A 19,246-nucleotide genomic window follows, 5' to 3' on the forward strand; every position below is an offset into this window, starting at 1 on the left:
CGGCTGTATTTCCAGTCTAGCGTTCTTGCAATAACCGCCACGACGTTCGTTCTCTAGGTTTTCCACGCATCAGGCAAGCACAGCCAAAACCCCGCTTCTGGAACCTCTTCATTGAAAATTCTTGATGCCTCCTTCACGAAGCCGCACACGCGCAGATCGCGGCCAGTTCCTCACTACAACGTGCGACCATGTAGGTGTCCATTGGCCTAAATTTTGCTCTCCCAAACCAGTGGAAGAGCTAAGGTTGTTCTCTTATCAGACAATTATCAAAAGGGTTGCTCCGCAAGGGGTAAGCGAGCACAATCGTGGCATTACGTCGTTCGCGGCAATTCACAATACTGCGTTGTGTATACGGAGGCGATATCGTGACGACGCAAGCGATTCAGGACTATGCTACGCTGATCAAGGTGCCGTTTCTCGTGCACTTCACCCGAGCAGTAAACTTGCCTTCAATCATGACGCATGGGTTGTATCCTATTGCACGTGCGCATGAAGTTGGTGCAGCGCCAATCATAAATGATCGCCACCGTATTGATGGTCGTCTAGGGGGAACTTCGCTATCAATAGCCTTCCCCAACTGCCAAATGTTATATAAGTATCGCATGGAGAGCGCAGGAACGGACTGGGCAATTATTGTTTTGGAACCATCTGTGTTATGGGAAAAAGAATGTGCGTTTTGCCGCCACAACGCAGCAGATAACCGAATTAGATTCCAGCCACTCCCAAAGCTTATGAAACTGGAAGCATTCTCTGGTATGTTCGAAGAAATAGAAGGGATCGAATCCAGAAGTGAGCAAAAACTTAATACGTTTGATCCAACCGATGTACAGGCAGAGGTTTTGGTATTCGATGTAGTAGAGCCCCGTTATATTGCTGGCGCTTTGTTCGACAGCGTTGCGGCGCAAGCGAACTATGCTCCGTTTATGGGCGGCCGTCAAACGGCTGTTCATGCCAACAACAAGGGCCTATTCGCGTCCCGTGGTTATGCCCGTAAGTACCAATAGGACTTCCCATGGCTGAAAGACCAATCTTCATTCCCCGCTCAGAAGGGCGAGCTTTGGTTGTGACGAAACATGTTGAGTTCCAGTGGCATCCCGGAATGTCAGTAGTACAAAAGCAAAAGTCTGTGGATTCTCTCCACGCTGCCGCTTGTAAAATTCCGGGGATCAGCCGGGTTCTGGAAGTGTCAAGTAAGTCACGTGATGATATTGGCGTTTCTCTTAGCGCGTTCAATCTCAAGTTTACTACCGTGAAATATCAAATGGCAATAAGCGTAGAATGCGCTTTTCAGGGCAGCAAGGTTTTTGAGCGTGGAGGCCCATACACTGATTTGTACGAGAAAACTTCACGTGAAGCGAAGAAAGATGAAAGACTGATTACATCTGGTGATCTCAAAGGCTTTCGCTTTTTTGGTGTTGAATGGGCGCTCGAGCCACAGACAGCATTCTATGATTGGCTGTACATAAACACGCTTAGGAAGAACCAAGAACTCAGCGACAATCTTGAAGCTTATTCCGCGTTTTCTGACATTGAGTTTAATCCGAGTCGTTCAATTAATTGTCAGGCCTACTCCATCGCGCTATTTGTATCATTGCGCCAACGGGGATTGCTTGATGAAGCCATGTCATCTAAAGAATCATTTCTCCGGATTATTGAAAACGCCGTTGTGAGCAATGCACGGCAGGATGATACCAAGCAGCTTCGACTAAGGGGGTAGTGTGCTCAGGCAATGCCCCGGTGGAGTTTGACACGCGCGGCACACTCGTCAGCCAGTATTCCCGTGCGAAAACTCACGTCGGATGCCGCCCCTTAATTCTTATAACAGACCAATGCGGAAGTGCACGCGACTGCTGTCAGAGTCTGCCCCACCCCCTTATCCGGTTCTGAGCAATTTCTACGTATTTGTCATTCATGTCGATGCCGACGAAACGGCGGTCTTCCAGCATGCAAGCGACGCCAGTGGTCCCGCTTCCCATGAATGGGTCAAGCACCAACGCCCTTTGCATCGTGACAAGCCGTACCAGCCATTGGAGGAGTTGAATGGGCTTTGGTGTTGGGTGGGTGTTGATCATACCAGCGGGGAGATAGCGGTCCTTCTCGCCAATTGTTGCCCGCGGTGCGAAGAAGTGCTTCTTAAATTCCGCGCCGATGTTGCCCACAAAGTTAGCGGGGTATCGGTGTAGCCCGTCCTCGCCATGAACTCGACAGGCGTCCACGTTCAGCGTGCCAGTGCCGAACTTCATCACGTTGTCGAGCAACAAGCCTTCCAGGGGGCGGCGGGCAACAACGATAACCTGATGTGCGGGCTTCAACGCGGCGCGATGGCCGTCCCACGCCGTCGCCGTTGCAAGCAGCGACTTGTGTTCCAGGGATAGGGTGAACGAACTGTGCATAGCTGACGGGAGTACCGTGTACTTGCTCCGCACCCGCGCTCCCGCAACAGGGTAGCGTCGCAACGGCAAATCCATTGCTTCGCCATTATGCCCGCGCTCAACATCGTGATCGACACCATGGGCGTCCTTCAAAGCAGCGCGCATCACGCGACGACGGAGCATGCGTCCAACATCCTGAGTTCGAGGCATGCCGTTCGTCGTGATCCAGGCGATCTGATCACGAATCTCGAAGCCTGCGAGGCGAAGGGCCAGCGTCAGCAGATCAACAGTGCGTGGGGAGGCGAATGCCAGCAGGTATCCACCTGGGCGAAGCACCCGATGCACCTGCCGCCATGTAGATGGCTGCGGCAGTCCGCCATCCCAGTCCGCGTTGAGATAACTTCGCTGTTTACTGAAATCGAAATCGTGCCCCGTGACCCAGGTGGTGACGATCTGGTTCACGAGTTCTGAAGGGTACTCGGCCAGCCCATATGGCGGGTCGCATACGCATGCATGGAATTGGTGATCAGGAAAGTCGGACAGGACGGACTGCGCGTCACCTTGAACGACAGCGAAGTTGTCGCGCTCCACGGCCCGCAGAACCGTTGCCGACCTTGGCGTCAGGTCGAGGCGGATGTCCACGCCCAGCGCGTTCATTGCGGCAGCGAAGCTGGCGACGTGACCCCGCCCACGTTCCACACCGATCACCGTGGGCTTGCTGATCCCTGCCGTCGTTGCGAGACGCTGCTGGGACCATCCCTTGCCGACGCGGACATTGCGGAGCCATGAACCAAGTTCGACGGGATCACGACCATCCACTGTGGCCCCGAGTGCGGTCAGGATTGCGACCAGCATGGTGATGGTGCCGCCACCCGCTTCCACTGCTGTCACGGTGTCAGGATCAATCGCGGCATGCGCAGCAAGCTCGTTCTGGGTCATCCTTCGGTGCGTCCGCAAGGTGCGCACTTGGTCGCCAAGCGTAGTCAAGGTTTGTCGGTCCCGCCTGATCGAAGGCGGGTTTCGATACCCGAAGAAGGTTTACCAAAGGGTTTATCCACCAGCGGAGAGGCGGTGGGCACTGATCTTGTCCACCAGCAGCAAAGGTTCTGATTACGTTCTATTCAGTGGGCATGCGATAGCATGCGCTACGTCGCAGTGTGTTCGCTGGCTGGGCCAGCATTTGCGCACTGGCGCTCTTGGTCGGTGTGGCCTGACCCAAACCTACGGTCTCAACATGAGTGCGAAGCATGGGCGCATGCCGAAGACGGGAGATATTTCCTCAACTTTGTTTTAGCACTTAGATAAACAAAGTTTAGGACTTCTTGCTTCAATCAAACATAGTTGACGAATACGTTCTTGTTGATTTCAGAATAACCAAGGCACATTATCGCTTCGTCAGCCATACCTAACGTGAATATAGTTAGTTCGACGGCGATTACGTGGTGAAAGGAATAATAGAATGTCTTACACAAACACCTATAAAGTCGATGGAGAGACTTTGCGTTTACGGGTAACGGTCTCGCAAAGTCGAGATGCATATGCATATGCGTTACAAGTTCTTGTGAGAGAAGGCGCGAAGGACAAAATGGAGAGGATTAGAAGTTGGCTTGAGGATAACGCCCCACTCTCCTTGGTATCCTGCACACTCACTTCGGAAGGCGTGTGGGGAACCTCAGATACATTCTGTATGGGCTATGAGTTTGAGGTCAACTTCAAGCACGAGACTGACATGGTGCACTTTGCCATTGCAGTTCAAGGACAGAATGGCATCTTAGGTAATTCTCTGATGTCGGCTCTTCATATCTGAAGACACGCTCGTCGTGCTCTGCTCAGTGGACTTCCTGCCGAAGGCGGAGCACGGCGTGGCTTCCATAAACATAAAGCTGCGTGCCCCAACTACACTGGAAACGCTTCTCCTTATAGGACCACCCCAAGATTGATGAATATTGATAAAGCTGGATGAGATTAAGTACAATACGATCAGCAGCGGGAGCACTGTTGTTGCTGACGTAAGCCGCGACAATCTGCGCGGTGATCGCCTGGAAGTAGGTGGACATGCAAGTCTCCGATAACAGAATGTATCTCAGAAAACCTTAAGACCAACCGATGGAATGATCAATGCGTCGCGGCCCATCAGATTGGGTGTATCAAAGATTAACACCCGACAAGTCTGTGGACTGCTTTCCCTTAATGATCTATTCTCTTCTTTGTGTGGCGGACTGGACTGGCAGCGGCGGAAAGTTCAGTCACAACTGGTGGTTTGCTCAATGGTACAGCCTAGCGATATCGCCGAATTTGTAGAAGCTGCTCGTAAGGGGAACGTCGTCAAGTTTATCCGCTTAATGCCAGCAAGCAATTCCTTCGTTCTTAGCAAGCATAAGCCGAGCGGTTGCTATGCAATACCCGCTTTTGATTTTGGATACACCTGTGATCCAACCGATCCAAATTATACAGGCGATAGTTTCACCGGAAGTTTTACCGATGCCGCTTGGGGTGTCGGATTGGAGCTTTTGAAGCGGGGCGAGTTTCAGCTTCCATATCCAGAGTGCCTGTATCTTTTTCGCTTTCACGAAACCCGGACCAAGTACGCCACTCTCAACCTCATACGTCTCGTTCAAGACGGTAACGAGATCACAGGTGAGGTTTACTTCCGACAGGCTACAGCGCCAAAGTCGGAAATGCGGCTGTGGACCAAGGATGTGCACCAGTTCACGTTCGTTAACGGCACTGATGGGGTGGAGATTGCCTTCGATCCTGCGGTGTTGATGGATTCAGTGGCCGAGCGAGAGAAGTACGAGGACTGCAAGGCCGCATATACACACGTCGTCGTAGCCACGATCCTGTTGAATAATCCGAAACACACCTTCGAGGTGGCGCGTCCATCGGATTTCACACAATCCGTGAATGCAGGCCGCACCAGGGCTGGGCTGCTGCCGCTTCCAGACCTGCGGGTGGTGCATTGGGACAAGGAGGCTGCGATCCGTTACGTGGATGAAACTCGCGGCCCTGCATCGCGGAATTCGCCTCGTCCCCATGATAGGCGGGGGCATTACCGTACTCTGAAGAGTGGGAAGCGGGTACCGGTTTCGCCTGCAAAAATCAAGGGCGGCTCAGAGGTGCCTCCCAACTACGATGTGTCCCCGTAGCGATAGGGTGGCGGACGCGGGGCTGGGTGTAGGATGGGCGGCTGTCCTCTTCTGCATGGAAGAGAACAGCCTCCGCCGTAGGAATCTGGTCTACCGCAGCTTCAATCCACTCCGAACGCCTTGAATACCGCGTCCACTGGATCACTGAAGAACGAAGTCTGGAACTTGGTAAACAATTCGGCAGGAATGGTTGGGATGTCGGCGGCGCTCGACATCGGGATCAGGATGCGCTTGGCACCCGCGTCGAAGGCCACCTGAAGGCACTCTGCAAGGTTCTCCACGGGCACGACGCTGCCGCCCAGGCTCATGTCCCCAAGCACCACCATCTGGCTCTGAATCGGCTTCCCGAGCGCCCCTGAACAGAACGCCACGAAGCTCGCCAGCGTCATAGCCCTGGCAGCGCCCGTGTTATGGAGTTCGACGGCGTGAAGATGGAAGTCGTGGTCACCAGCCTTGGCATGGCCGCTGATCCGCGAGAGGTTGGCCTTCAGATAGTCGAAGGCAACCTTCACCGCCTCCTTCGCTGCCGAGTTCGATCCCAGCCCCGAGGTGGTCAGCTTGCCATTGCCTGCCGTCACCTGGGTTTCCAGTCGGTACAGTCCCAGGTGGCTGCTGGTTCCCGTGGCGACCGAATGCAGGACACCGGGCTTGAGCGGCCCTTCGGGAATGAGTTTGCCGCCCCCTTGCTCGGGAACGGTGATCCACCGCTCTTCCAGGGTCTCTTGGTCGATATAGGAGAAGTGAACGTCGAAGAACTCCATGCCGCCGATCTTCTTTAGCTGCTCCTTCACGCGGCGGCGCGCTTCAAGGGCGTATTCAAGGCAGCGACGAACGGCTTCCTTGTCGTATTCGCCATGGGGATAAAGGAGCTTCAGCAGCCCCGATACCGTCCGACGAACGGCAATTGTGTCGCGCTGGTTCAGGTTGTTCCCGAGCTTGAAGAAGCGGTCGATGGCGTCTCCGAACGTCTGCTTCCGCATCTCGCGCATGAATTCCGCGAGGTAGTCCACGATCAGCCCATACTGATTCGTGAAGAACTCGGGGCGCATCTTCGGGATTTCCCAGCCAGGGATGTAGGCGTGGAAGCGGTCGAAGAAGGCGCTGTCGATCATGGCGTCGGGGAAGGGGGACAGCAGGTGGCTGGTCTTCACCAGGGTATCGACGGGCTGGTTGATGTTGCCGACGAACACCATGGATGCGTAGGCCGACACGGCGTCCTTGCCACGCGCGAACGACCCTGACGCCATGTAGTCCTTCATGATCTGGACACCATCCTTGTCCTTGAAGGTGATGCCCGCCACCTCATCGAACGCCACCACATCCCACAGGCCGACCAAGCCAACGGTGCGTCGGCCCATGTTGTAGAACAGGTTCGCGACGGTGGTTTGCCCGCCCGAGATCAGGATGCTGTTCGGGCTGATCTCCTTGTAGATGTGGCTCTTGCCCGTACCGCGCGGCCCCAGTTCGCAGACGTTGAAGTTGTTCTCGACCAAGGGGATCATGCGGGCCAACATGTGCCACTTGACCCTCGGATTGAGGGTGGTCGGCTCCATACCGGTGGATCGCATCAGCACGTCGATCCACTGTTCCTCTGTGAACGCCTTCCGCCCCTGGTACACCTCCTCCATGTCCATGTTCGGCATCTGGATCGGCTTCAGATCGCTGATGATGAACGGCGACCCCTTCTGACCCTCTTCGTGGTAGAACTGAAGCGAGATGATGCACCAGATGCCGCCGACGAGCAGCTTTTCGAATTCACGGACATAGTGGTCGGGTATCTCAGCGTCCTTTACGCCGAGGTTCGATAGAAGCGCCTCGTAAACATTGCGTTTCTCATTGAGCCTGACGGTCACCTTGTCGATGATCTTGTAACTGCCACGCTCCCTGATCTTGGACTTGACCTTCTCGGCCTCATCGGGACGGACATAGTTCTCCGCAAGGACACGCTTGACCGTATTCATACCCTCACGAATGGTCTCCTCGTCGTCCGACGCGCAGTACATGCCCAAGAGGTATTCGAGCACGTAGACGGGTACGTTCGCCCCTTCCTTCACCAGCTTGGTGAGGTCTTTGCGAACGACCTTGCCAGGGAAGGTCTTGTTGAGAAGTTCGTCGAGGCTATCGCTCATAGATGGCTCAGTGCTTTAGAAATCGTTCGTGAAGGCGATGTTGATCGTGACTTCCACTCGGCTCTCCTCAACGCCGGTTTCGGTGTTGCGGAGGATCAGGTGGTAGGCACTCTTCTTGTCATAGGTTCGGTTCTGAAGCGATAGGATGACCTGCTTCTTCCGCTCATCAAAGTTCTCGGACTCGCTGTCGAACGTGATGCGCTGGACGTTGGTGATCGCGGCGTCATCCTCGTACACGGCGATATCAAGCGTCACCGGTTTCACGCGGTCGCTGACCCGCTCCGTCTGAATCAGTTCGAAGCGGCACCGATTTGTGGTGATTTTGTGCGTGGAGCCAAGGACGGTCACGCCGACCTGCTTGGTCTTCGTCTTCTGCTTGGACGCACCTTTGGCCTCCCGCACGGTGACCAGGGGCACCACGATCTCCTGCAACATCGCGCCGCCATGGACAAAACGAGCGCCCCCGACGAAATGGAAGCGGTTGTTGCCCTTGGGTACCCAGAACTCCATTCCACCATCCGCCTTGGCGGTCGTTTCTGTGCTTCCGTGATACGCCTTGCCGCTGTCAGGCAGATTTCGTCCCAGCAGGTAGCGTTTCTTCGCCTTGATCGTCCCAAGCGGCTTGTCGGACAAGGCGTTCTTGTCCGACAGATCAGGTGCGGTCTCTTGATACAGGAAGCCGTGGTCTGCGGTGACCAGAATGTACGAACCGTTCAGGTTGTTCATGATCAGCCGCACGAGTTCGGATAGCTCGACCACGGCCTTTCTCACCGCGTCGAACGTATCGGCCTCTGTGGCGAGATGGTCGCCCGTTGCGTCGATCACGTTGTGGTAGACGTACACCACCTTGTGGTGCTTCACGAACGCGCGCCCCTCGTCCTTCTTCATGTTACGGAGATCATCCGCCTTTATGGCGATGCCACCCACGGACGCCAGGATGTTCGACCGTTGCTGAAGCGTGCCTGTCGGCTGTCCGTCAGCCAGAACCTCGCCCTTGTCGGTGTAGGTCAACTTCTTGTGCGGCAGCAGCGCCGCCATGCCTAGCGCCGTATAGGACGGCAGGACGCCCAACAGCGGGTCGATGCTGGCCTGGATGCGGTAGGTGCCGTTGAGATCGTCCGCAAGCTCCTGGGCGGCTTCATAGCGCAGCGCATCGCTGATGATGACGAAGGCCCTTCGGTCATTGTCGCCCATCAGTGCGGCGGTGATCTTCTGCCGATAAAGCTCCTGCTGGTTCATGACACCAGGAACGCGCCACTCCTTGAGCAGATCGGCTTCTACGAAGCTGCCCCACTTCAGGCTAAGGTTGGTCAGGAACCAGTTGCCGTAGCAATCCTCCACCCGATCCCGCAGCGTCTTCAGGATGTCCCATCCCTGCGCCTTGGCCTTGTCAGCGGCCTCGGTGAAGTCGCGATAGAGGCGGTCGAACCGGTACAGGCGTTCAGCGTAGGCGCGGAACATCTCCTGTGCAGTCGTGTAGGCGAAACCGGTGCCGAATTCCCCACGAAGTTCGAAGAGGTCGGCAGCGGCAATCAGCGCGTCATAGACTGCGTGCATCGCTTCGCGGGGCGCGGCAGCGGTGGATGGCCTTTCACAGACCGCCCAGTACCCGTCCTGACGGCGCGTCGCGATGGCCTTGATCGCCGCAGCGTTGATCGCGGACGCGGTGTCGATCACCCGGTCTCGCAGCGCGCTGGCGATGTACTTCTCGACCATCAGGAAGGTCTTGGTGTCGAGCAGCGACTCGATCTCGAACCCGCCAAGCTGGGTATCGAGCTTGAGCGCGTCCGCGACGGCCTTCGACAAACGGTCATAGCTCTGGCTGCGCGAGTGGCTGTCCCGCCACTGGCTCAAACAGACAGAGGCGTTCGCGGCGAACGCCTTGGGAAGCTGAAGGTGCTTCAGTGCAGGCGGAAGCTCCTGAGTGGCTGAATGGGCCAGATCAGTCACCACCAACCTGATCAGAAGGTTTCTCAGCGATGGGTTGCCCTCGGTATACCCGAACTGCTCCTGCACCATCGTCCAGAACGGCGCAGCAAGGTCGAACTTCTCGATGTCCTCCCACGCAGCAGCGGAGCCATCCAGATCGCCTTCGGGGATCGAGTGATACAGCGCCGTAAGCACGTTGAGGAAGTCGTGTTGGTCCAGCTTCAGCAGGACCGCCAGCATCTTGCGGTCGATAGCCGACGCCGTGTCGGTTGGCTCGATGAGCTTCTTCAGTCGTGCCAACCGGTCCTTGCTCGCCAGGAATTTCCCGCGAGCGGCCAGATGGTCGCGGAGGTGCTGTTCGGCCAACCCGAGTTCGCCATGCACGATGGAGGCACGGTCGGCTCGGAATGCGCGGCTATAGAGCCGCACGTCCAGCAGCCAATCGTCAGACGGCGAGGGTGGGTTGGACGGAGCGTAGAGGAGGAACCGATGATTCGGCTCCTCCCTCTCAATACGCATCTTCGCTTCAAGCGCGGGCATGCCGTCAAGGCGCAGCACCGTCACGCCGTCGATAGACAGAGTGGGGACCGAATCCTCGAACTCCCGGTCAGCGTCGTTCCAGAACACGACGCGGTGGCCCTCTTCGAACAGCTTCGTGAGAGCCGCCGCGACCTGATCCTCATTCATCCGAACCGCCCGTTACCGTTTTCACCTCGGCCAGCAGATTGCCGAACTTTCCGTAGTTCACTTTCACGCCATCGTCCAGATCGAGCTTGATCCGCTTGTCCGCATAGTGGCGAAGCTCCTCGTCGAACTTGATCAACTCGGCCTGCTGCTTCTTCAGCTTTTCCTGCTCGACACGCAGCTTCTTCTGGGCCGCCGTCGTGGAGGCTGCCTGAATGTCCCGGTCAAGCTGCTCGATGCGCGCCGACACCCTACCTTGCAGCGGAGTGACATATTCCATGCGCATACGGGAGAGCGTGCTCTCGTTGTACCGGTGCAGGTAGACAAGGCATTCGAATGCCTTCTCCTTGCCGCTGCTGAACAGCCAATAGATCGGACGCTTCTTGTACGTCTTCAGATGATCCTTGTAGAAGTCGCGGCTCAGGTAGCGCCGAATCGTGTCCATTGGCGTCTCGTTGGCCTTTGCCCCAAGACTGTCCGCGACGAACCTCAGGTTCTCCTTCAGCGCCTCGAGCGACCACGCAACCTTAAGGAACTCCGAAAACCGATTGGCGGCATCATCCGAGAACCACGCCGTTTCAGTGATCGGGATAATGCCATCCTCATCAGCGGGGAAGTCGCCGTATCGAGACGCATCAAACCCTGTATTCCCGCTGCTGGCGTAGGCCAGACCGGGTTCTGCAAGGCTGTAGCGACCAAGCATGCAGCCGATAGCATATGACATCGCCTGCTTCACGTCCGAAAGGGGATTGGGACGTGCAAGTGAAACTTGGGCTTCATCTACGTTTTTATCCACCTTTCCATTCAGGTTATACAGATTAATAAGGGTTTGGTTAATCGACTCCTCAAGGTTTATTGTTTCCTTGATCCGGTTCGTTCTCTCCTGATTCCATGCTTCAATTTCCTGAGATAGGCACGTAGTTTTGCTTCCTAGGAGTGCTGTGGAGGAAAAATTCCAAGAAGTCTCACGTTCGTCCCAGTCTTTTTTAGACATTTCAATAAGGCGGTCAACAAGGCTACAATCTATGCTCTTAACGGCATCATCCACCGGTACATTGCCGATGTCCCCACTTGTATAGCTCATCGTCGGGTTTAGCGTTGAAAGAAATACCCCCCCTACCTTGCTGCACAGAAGACCAAGAAGAGGCTTTTGCCACGACATATCAATGGGGAAAGCTGAACGTCCGGTGTCATCGAAAACGAAACCAGCTTCCTTTATCCTGGCAGAGAAAAAGGAAGACGTAATCTTCGTCCAGGTGATCCCTTCGCGAAAGAACCACTCAGTATTCTGGGGGCGTGAGCGCAGCTTCCCGTTTGCATCTTTGAAATTGCGGATACGCTGTCCATTATGTTGCCAGTCAACAATAATTTCGTTATTTCCGTACCATTTCCTGAATGGTCCGCCGCTGTTGCAGGGGTACCACTTCTCACTGCGGTGCTTCGTCTCGTCTATTGAAGTGACGCCAAATCCGATGTTATCAAAAGCGACTTCCCACCAATACCGCTGAAATATAGTGTTGTCGCCCGTTGCCAATCCCGCTCGTGGTGATGCGAGACTGCCAAGTGAGCGGCGCTTCTTGAAAGCATTGCGCAATTCAGAAGGAATAGAATAGGCAAATGGCGATCCAGGTAGCGCCGCGAATTCCGAACTCGCGACTGAATACCTCCAATTGGCGGATTTATTCTGCACTGCTTCTTGCAATTTTACCGGCTGCAACTCAGCGCCATAGAACTTCCCTAAGTCAAAATATTCGCCAATCTGCTGTCGGCTCCTTGTGTCGATGGCGAAAGCACAAATGGGAACATAAGCGGAATCAAAAAATGCATGATACTCTGGTTGCACAAGGGTTCTAATGCTGCCCCTAGCCAATATAGAATATCGGAATCTCTCAAACGAAGAGATATACATCCATACAAATGGGGTCATAAACGCAAAGTAAGTGCCTGTTGGTTGGCTTCGCAGCCACCTTTCTATGAACATTGAGAACATGTCTGCTGAATGATCTTTCAGGCTTGCTCTTGCTGCATATTCTTTGATACTTGCTGTGATGTACTTCAACCCCATATATGGCGGGTTCGCGACAACGCAGTCATAGTGTCGAGACAGCACCTCGGCTTGCATCATAAGAGACGCTATTGTTGCCGATGAGTGGAGTTGAAGCTGGCCTTCCAAAGAATTCGCTGAAGTGGTGCCCTCAATGTCGCTTTTCAGTATATCAAGGTGGCTTTGAAGATCGGAGGGCACCTCTATGAGCGAACCTAAGGTCTTCCCTCGCTGGAAAAGCTCCACGAGAGAGTGTACTGTCGCTCTATTTAGCTTGCTACCAGTGTTGATCGCCAGCGTTGGCTGTGCAATTGTTTCTGAAAACAAATCGCTGTTTGGTAGAAGCTCGATACGTCTCTCACCCGGAAGATGTCTGATTAGTTCTAGTGCGTTAAGATGATCGCTTGCCTGAATTGACAATACGTTGAGATGCAGAGGATTTGTAAGAATGCGACGATCATCCTCGCGAGCCTTCATCATCAGCGCAAAACAGGCCAACTGAGTTGCGCGATCATCAATGTCAAGTCCGAAGAGATTTTTCGTCAGAATCAATTTCGGAATTTCACGAAGAGAGTATCCGCATTCAAGGTATATATCCTTGAGTAGATCGTATGCCTCTACAAGTATGTGGCCCGATCCGCATGCGGGGTCGATCAGCGTCAACTTCTCTGGGTTCAAGGCTGCTGGGGTGACGCTTGCGAGCGTAGCTTTAGCATCGCCTGACTGTTCCTCCGTCTCTACATAAAATTCCATTTTCGTGCGGATGCCTGATTGCGGATAAACTGCGATCCACTTGGCACCAAGGGAATTCTGGACCATGTATTTCACGATCCAGTTAGGTGTGAACAACTGAGTTGCAGCGGGAATATCCTCTGGCTTAACGACCCGCCCGATCACCTCATCTTTTTTTTCAGAAATGTAGAACTGATAGAGCCAGCCGATGATTTCAATTTCCTGCCAGTCAGATTCATCAATCTGGCTAACCATTTGACGGATTAAGGAATCTGAGTGCAGCAGGTTGTCGGGGAGGAGCAGTTCCGTCTCATCGTTAATTAGCTCGAACAGGAACGGCATGGCTGCATGCAGCGCGTTGCACTGGGCTGTCAGGAGCATGCGGTAAAGCTCCTCGTCCTTGGTGCCGTCCAGCTTGAGGCTGATAACCTTATCGCGGCCCAGACCTGGAAGATCAATGTGCTCTGCGTGCTCAATGATCTCGGGCGTCGCTTTCCCCTCCGGGTGGCTCAGCACACGGTAGCCGTGATCAAGATAGCCGTGGACCTCCATGAACCGGATCGCGGCGAAACGGTTGAACCACGTATACGCCGCTTCCTCCATGACCTGCTCGAAGCCACGAAGCGCGATCCGCTCTTCCAGCTTGCGTCGCTGCTCCGCGACCTTGCGCGGGTATGCCTGTCCGCCGATCAAGGCCACATCGCCTTGAACCTGAACAGGTTCGATCTTGGAAGTGGTGATGCCAAACTTCGAGGCTCGGGCGGTGACCGCCTGGATAAACGCACGACGAGCCTTTGGGGCGTAGGACTTCAGCTTGTTCCGGTTCATGGTCTGCTCTGTGGTCGGCGTGGCGGTCAGCGGATTTCAATGGGTTCGTTCTTGGCGAGGGCGTCTTCAAGCTCCTTGCGCAGTGCGGCAAGGAACTGCTCCACGTCCTCCTTGGTCTTGAGGTAACCACCCTTGTGGATCGCGACGGGGATCACCACGCGCGGTTTCTTGAAGATCGGCTTTGCTGGCGCGGGTCGGCTTGGTGGCTGAGGATCAGCCTTCGCCGCTGGACCTGCCCCAGCCGTCTCCTCCACCGGTTCAGGAATGGGATTGTGTTGCGGCGCCTTGCTGCGGACGAAACCCTCAATCTGCTCCATGGCGATGTCTTTGGCATCCAGAGCTTCGGTCTGCTCCGTGAAGATGCGAGCAATGCTGGTCTCCTTCAGCACGCTGGTGCGGATCGTCTGCAATCCCTGAAGGCACTTGTTCTGAAGGTCGGGTGGCGCGGCCACCTGTTCGAGCGCCTGCTTCACTTCGGTAATGTGCTCATCAATCTTGCCCACCGCATGAGAGCGCCGCTTGGCAACGAGATCATCGTTGATCCCGCCCACCTTGGCGATGAGGCCGTTGATCTCCTTGATGAACGAGTATGGCTCAACGTGGCTCAGGATGATGCTCATGCGCTTCAAGCCAGCGGCGGCATCGGCATTCTGATCGAGTTCCTTCCTGTTCAGTTGGAAGTCGCTGTACCGCTGCCGCAGGGCGTCCCAAACCGGACGCTGGGAACTGTAGAAAGTGTCTAGATCGTTCACACGATCCGAAAGCTCCTCCAAGTCGCTCTTCAGCGCAACGAACCGCTGGACGAACCCGTAGCTCTCCTTCTCGGCCATGAACTTCTTCAGTAGCGACAGCCCACCTTCGATGGCATCCTTGCCAGGGTAGTTGCCCGTCTCAGCCAGCTTGAGATAGCCCGTGAGATTGTTCACCCAGCCATCACAATTGGTCCGCAGGAACGTGTAGAGCGCATCTTCGCCATCCGGTCCCATCTTGGCGAACACAGCTTTGCCGATGTTACGTGCTTTCTGAAGCAGGGCCGCATCAACGGTCTGACGCTTCACGACCGTCATGCTGCGCCACTTGTTCGGGGTTTTAACCGCCTCGCCCACCTTGTCCCGAGAGAGCGTCGCGCCATCCATGACGAGGCTGACCTCGCCACCGGTCATCAGGCGCACGACGAGCAGCAAAATCTCCCATTCAGGCCACCCATAGGGTCGTTTGCCAAACCGCCCTTCGATGAGTTCGTGAAGGATGATTCTCTGGTTAGCGGTGTCCTTGAGCCGAATGAAGCTCAATACCTCCTTCAGTGCCTCGGCGTTGCCTTCTCCGCCGTCCAATTGGAGCTTCTGGTCAGCAGTATCGGGTGCACTCAGAACGGCGCGAATTTCGGCCTGTGGGTCTTGGCAGATGTGCTTCAGCAGCCCGAGCTTGGTGAAGGTATTGCGGATCAGGTAGTCCAGCGCCTCTCTGATCGCGGCGTCACCTGACCCACCCTTGGGACGGATCACCTGCCCAGCGGCATAGAAGTCAGCTTCCTTCAGCAGACCGCGAACGGTAACGATCAGCGTGTCCCAGCGAGTCCGGTTCTCATCCGCGCGGTCACGGAGAATCTTGATGGTGTTGGCAGGTAGACCACCATCGTTGGCGCGCGAGATGAACTTTTCGGTCTGTAGCCATGTGCGCAACTCACGGCCAAGCTTTCTGTCGTCGCGCAGCTTCACGATGATCTGCCCGCCGTCCGCGTTCGACTGCATAAGGCACTTCGCCTCGTGCCAGTCGGTATAGTCGTCGGACAGGGGCGTGATGACAGACACCGCTAGGTCTCCGTCTGTCTTGGTCCCGTGAGGGTGCTGATCGCAGAACCGGTTGAACGGAAAGTCCTTCTTCGTGTCTTCGAACCGGTGCTTCCGGTTGCCACCCAGCACCTCGTCGAAAATCAGTTCCCCGAGCTTCTTAACCTCCTCCCCACCCGACAGATCGACCGCTTTGATGCCACGCCCGATCTCCCGTTCCTCGTCGGTGAGGAAGAAGAACTCGTCACCGTTGCGGCGAACTAGGGTTTGCCCCTCAAGGCGCTGAAGGCTGGCCTCCACCTTGTTCCGCAGCGCCAACCGATCCGCGTCGATTTGGTCGATGAACAGGGTGACGAGGTTATCGACGTTGCCCTTGATCTCATCAACGTAGCGGATGAGGAACAACGTACGGAGCAACAGACCGTCGAATGGCTGATCCAGCGCAGGGTTGTCAGCGGCTTGGTCGATGGTGGCCTTCACCGCCGTATCGAGGAAGCTCTCGATGGAGGCGTAGAAGCGGTGCAGCGGCACCAGCGCACCAATCTCGTGAGGGCCAAGCTGGGTTGCCGCTGATTGGAAGGCGTCAAGCATCGACCGCTCACCGCGCGCCAAATGCAGACCGCTAGCTCCTACACGGCGGATCGCCTCAAAAATCTTCTGAACTAATTGGAACTGGTAGGGGGCGAACGGGTAGACCGCCGCAAAGTGGTTGCTGTCCGTGAACGCGCGGAAGGTCATGCCCGTGTTCGTGAAGCTAAGCTGGTTCTTCAGGATGTCGGCCTTGTCCTTGTAGACGGCGGTCAGCACATCCTTCGCATCCTCCGTCTTGGTCAGCAGGCGGGCCTGGATCACCTCATCGACATTGGCGCTGGACAGCGACAGGCGGGTGCGGAAGCGCCCCTGAATCTTGGAGAAGTCGTTGTTCTTGGTGGACTTCAGGTCTCCTAGGACCGCCTCGATGTCCTCTTGGGAGGTGACGATCACCCAAGCGCGACCCTTGCACACAGTGCCAAGGTTCTCTGTAATGGTCTGAAGGCGCAGCATCATGTGGGTATCTTGACCGATGAACTGGCCGATCTCGTCCACGAGGAACACGATGCGGTGCTTGGGACCACGGGAATCAAGATACTGCTTCACCCACTCCGCAAAGTTCTCAGGGGAGAGATGAAAGGCCGCCTCGGGGTTATCGAGCCACTGCTCAAACGCTTCTTCCGACTTGCCCAGCACCCGCGCGAGAGCGGCCTTTATGCTGTCGGTATTCAGGTAGAAGGCGTCGCGCTCTTCCACCCATTCGGCCCCAGCGATGTCCCGGTAAGCCACCTGAAAGTCGTGGAACTTGCCCTTACTGTCGAGCCACCGCTCCATATCTGCGATGTGCGGGTGGTCGGGACTGTATCCCAGCAACTCGTTGAACACGTTCAGAAAGACCGTGAGGATGGGGTCTTCCTTCCCGGTGTCGGCCTTGCTGTCGATGTTGAAGAGGATGACATCGGTGTCGGTGCTCACCGCGCGCTTGATGTCAGCAGCGAGCATGGCGTCGGTGATCTTGCCACCGAAGAAGCCTATCGCCCGCTTCGTCTCGCCGTCCCTGGACGCCTGTCGATTCGACAGCAGGTAAGACAGAACCTTGATGAAGTGGGACTTACCGGAACCGAAGAAGCCCGACACCCAGACGCCAATCTTTCCAGCGGCATCCATGTCCCCAGACAAATCCAGGGACTTGAGGTAGGTATCAAAGAACTTACGGAAGTGGACATCAAGCTCCCGCGTGATGACATACTCATCAAGTTCCTGCCAAACAGAATCATCGTCCCGCTGATCGGCCTTAATGACTCCATTAATGGGGCGGTCAATTTTCTTGTCGAACAATTCACGAATAATCATTATTCCCCACCTCACGCAACGAGCTTGAAGGCTCGGTAATAGTTGTCGTCTTTTATTTTTCCAAAAAGACGAAGGGATTGGCCGTCATAACGACCAGGGAAGAACATCACCAAAGGCTTGTCCTGCATCACATGGTGCAGGTTGTTCAGCATGGTGTGGGTCCGAAGGAGCGGGTATACACTTCCGACACCGGACACCAAGAAAAGGTCATGATTTGGTATGTCGCAGGCCTTCTCGAACACCGGGGCAAGCTTCGTCCCATGCAACGGCTTCTCAAGAGCCTTCAGCAGGAACTCATCGCCCTTTTCCCGAGCCTGCTCCAACGCCTTCTCGAGAAGGTTGCGTTCTTCGAGGTGCACCAGGACCATTTCGAATAGGTTGACGTGCTTGACCCGGATGCCAGGACGCTTCTTGGGCAGTTGCTCCAACAGGAACGCAATGTGCTCCCGCACCGCAAGTTCGTCCTCGGGCTGGTAGTCGAAGATGTAGAATCCGATCTCGTTGCCCAGCCCCTTACCGCTCAGCAGTTCGTCGGAGATCAACCGGTCCAACACCTTGTTTAGTCGGTCGGTTAGCGCGCTCATAGGCTCACCTGCATGCAACGAAGCACGTACTGCTCCTCGTGCTCGCGGAGGTACGCAAGAACTTCGGCTGAAATCCTGACGGGCTGAATGCGGTAGTTCTTGGTGTCGGTCAGGTAGCCGACCTCGGCCAGGATGCGGTAGATGCTGTCCGCAAGCTTGTTCGAGGTGGATTCCTGCCATTCGGGCATGAAGGGGTCGCGGTTTCGACACTGGTCAAGAAAGTCGTTCCACCGTTTGCGCGGGAGGTCTGGCCGAAACAGCCGAAACTGCTCTCGCACCACGAGATCGAGGAAATCGCCCAGCAGCCTGGAATGCTTGATTGCGCAGGAGAACACAGCATGCGTGGCGACAACATGGGAACCGTCTCGTACGAGTTCCCAGAGTTCCGGTCCCATAGTTGCGAGTCGGCTGCGCACCAACAACGCCTGTCTCTTTGCCGTTCCAGGGCTGCGCTTCTGAAGGACATTCCGCACTTCGATGGCATCCCGCCATTCAGAGTCATCGGCACCATCGAGCAGCAGCCCCGCGACCACACGGCTTTCAGGTACCTTCAGGGAACCGCCCGCGATATCCGCCTTGTAAAGAGCGTCCATCAGGCGATTTTCCCAATGCAATAGGCGGGGGCCTTGATCGGAAAACCGATCACCTGGAAGTGGTCATGGGAAATTCGGTCGGCGCACCGACCGTTTCGCGGAAGGGGACGCCGATTCGGGTTCACAGTGCAGAGCCGCGTAAGCGTCCTCTCAGCCTTTCTGTGCCCCAGGGGAGACAAGGGTCTGATCGGCTGGGCGGCGGTACAGCGCGGAAACACGATTGCCTCTTTGGTTTACTAAAATTGCCGATACCCATTTGGAGATGCTGCCCGATCAGCGACAGAGATGCAACGTCGGGAGCGTCGCGCCTGCGCCTTTCCGTTGAAAGGTTACAGGGCTGAAACACTTTTTGGGGCGTTCTGCTGAGTGTCGGTCGTTCCGTCGAACGACCTTTGGCGGTGGCGTGCAGGATAATCGCTAAGCCGATCAGTTAGATAAATAACTCCATAACAATGGAGGCTAATATGTTGGAATACATATATAACGAGCTTGTTAAACGAAATCTTATTCAATCTCGTCGCGCATTCAGTA

Annotated in this window: 12 protein-coding genes; 4 read left to right on the plus strand and 8 right to left on the minus strand. The window is 55.5% G+C overall.

Features of this window, described 5'->3' with window-relative positions; translation table 11 throughout:
* The first annotated feature begins 365 nt into the window (after nt 1-365).
* Both TSH64_RS11935 and TSH64_RS11940 read left to right on the plus strand, forming a co-directional pair.
* Nucleotides 366-1,004: a DarT ssDNA thymidine ADP-ribosyltransferase family protein gene (locus TSH64_RS11935; protein ID WP_109096913.1), complete on the plus strand. Its 639-nt coding sequence runs from the start codon at nt 366-368 to the stop codon at nt 1,002-1,004.
* An 8-nt stretch (nt 1,005-1,012) separates the two neighbouring features.
* Nucleotides 1,013-1,717: a hypothetical protein gene (locus TSH64_RS11940; protein WP_109096914.1), complete on the plus strand. Its 705-nt coding sequence runs from the start codon at nt 1,013-1,015 to the stop codon at nt 1,715-1,717.
* Between the two features lie 136 nt (nt 1,718-1,853).
* Here the strand turns inward: TSH64_RS11940 and TSH64_RS11945 are convergent, their stop codons facing one another.
* The gene (locus tag TSH64_RS11945; protein WP_282188148.1) at nt 1,854-3,338 is read right to left on the minus strand and encodes a DNA methyltransferase; all 1,485 of its coding nucleotides are present in this window, start codon (nt 3,336-3,338) and stop codon (nt 1,854-1,856) included.
* 493 nt (nt 3,339-3,831) lie between these two features.
* On the opposite strand from TSH64_RS11945, the gene TSH64_RS35830 reads away from it, so the two are divergent.
* The gene (locus tag TSH64_RS35830) at nt 3,832-4,179 is read left to right on the plus strand and encodes a hypothetical protein (protein WP_199237543.1); all 348 of its coding nucleotides are present in this window, start codon (nt 3,832-3,834) and stop codon (nt 4,177-4,179) included.
* A 22-nt stretch (nt 4,180-4,201) separates the two neighbouring features.
* On the opposite strand, the gene TSH64_RS11950 is transcribed toward TSH64_RS35830, so the two are convergent.
* Nucleotides 4,202-4,429, minus strand: coding sequence for a hypothetical protein (locus tag TSH64_RS11950; RefSeq protein ID WP_109096916.1), 228 nt, complete (start codon nt 4,427-4,429; stop codon nt 4,202-4,204).
* Between the two features lie 210 nt (nt 4,430-4,639).
* Between TSH64_RS11950 and TSH64_RS35320 the strand changes: the two genes are divergently transcribed.
* The gene (locus TSH64_RS35320) at nt 4,640-5,518 is read left to right on the plus strand and encodes a hypothetical protein (protein WP_146208020.1); all 879 of its coding nucleotides are present in this window, start codon (nt 4,640-4,642) and stop codon (nt 5,516-5,518) included.
* A 101-nt stretch (nt 5,519-5,619) separates the two neighbouring features.
* Here the strand turns inward: TSH64_RS35320 and brxL are convergent, their stop codons facing one another.
* Genes brxL through TSH64_RS11980 form a run of 6 tightly spaced genes read right to left on the minus strand, consistent with a single transcriptional unit; the run spans nt 5,620 to nt 18,715 of the window.
* A complete protein-coding gene (gene brxL / locus TSH64_RS11955) occupies nt 5,620-7,647 on the minus strand; it encodes a protease Lon-related BREX system protein BrxL (RefSeq protein ID WP_109096917.1) in 2,028 nt (675 codons plus the stop codon).
* A 15-nt stretch (nt 7,648-7,662) separates the two neighbouring features.
* Nucleotides 7,663-10,263 (minus strand): BREX-1 system phosphatase PglZ type A, encoded by a 2,601-nt coding sequence (gene pglZ, locus TSH64_RS11960; protein WP_109096918.1) that lies wholly within the window; start codon nt 10,261-10,263, stop codon nt 7,663-7,665.
* On the minus strand, nt 10,256-13,864 hold the full coding sequence (gene pglX / locus TSH64_RS11965) for a BREX-1 system adenine-specific DNA-methyltransferase PglX (protein ID WP_109096919.1): 3,609 nt from the start codon (nt 13,862-13,864) through the stop codon (nt 10,256-10,258). Before pglX ends, pglZ begins: the two co-directional genes overlap by 8 nt.
* Nucleotides 13,865-13,890: 26 nt before the next feature.
* Nucleotides 13,891-17,538: a BREX system P-loop protein BrxC gene (gene brxC, locus TSH64_RS11970; RefSeq protein WP_109096920.1), complete on the minus strand. Its 3,648-nt coding sequence runs from the start codon at nt 17,536-17,538 to the stop codon at nt 13,891-13,893.
* A gap of 11 nt (nt 17,539-17,549) precedes the next feature.
* Complete coding sequence (locus tag TSH64_RS11975; protein WP_109096921.1) at nt 17,550-18,122, minus strand: DUF1788 domain-containing protein; 573 nt, start codon at nt 18,120-18,122, stop codon at nt 17,550-17,552.
* Complete coding sequence (locus TSH64_RS11980) at nt 18,119-18,715, minus strand: DUF1819 family protein (RefSeq protein ID WP_109096922.1); 597 nt, start codon at nt 18,713-18,715, stop codon at nt 18,119-18,121. Before TSH64_RS11980 ends, TSH64_RS11975 begins: the two co-directional genes overlap by 4 nt.
* Between the last annotated feature and the right edge of the window lie 531 nt (nt 18,716-19,246).

Source organism: Azospirillum sp. TSH64 (assembly GCF_003116035.1).
In the GTDB taxonomy this organism is placed as follows: domain Bacteria; phylum Pseudomonadota; class Alphaproteobacteria; order Azospirillales; family Azospirillaceae; genus Azospirillum.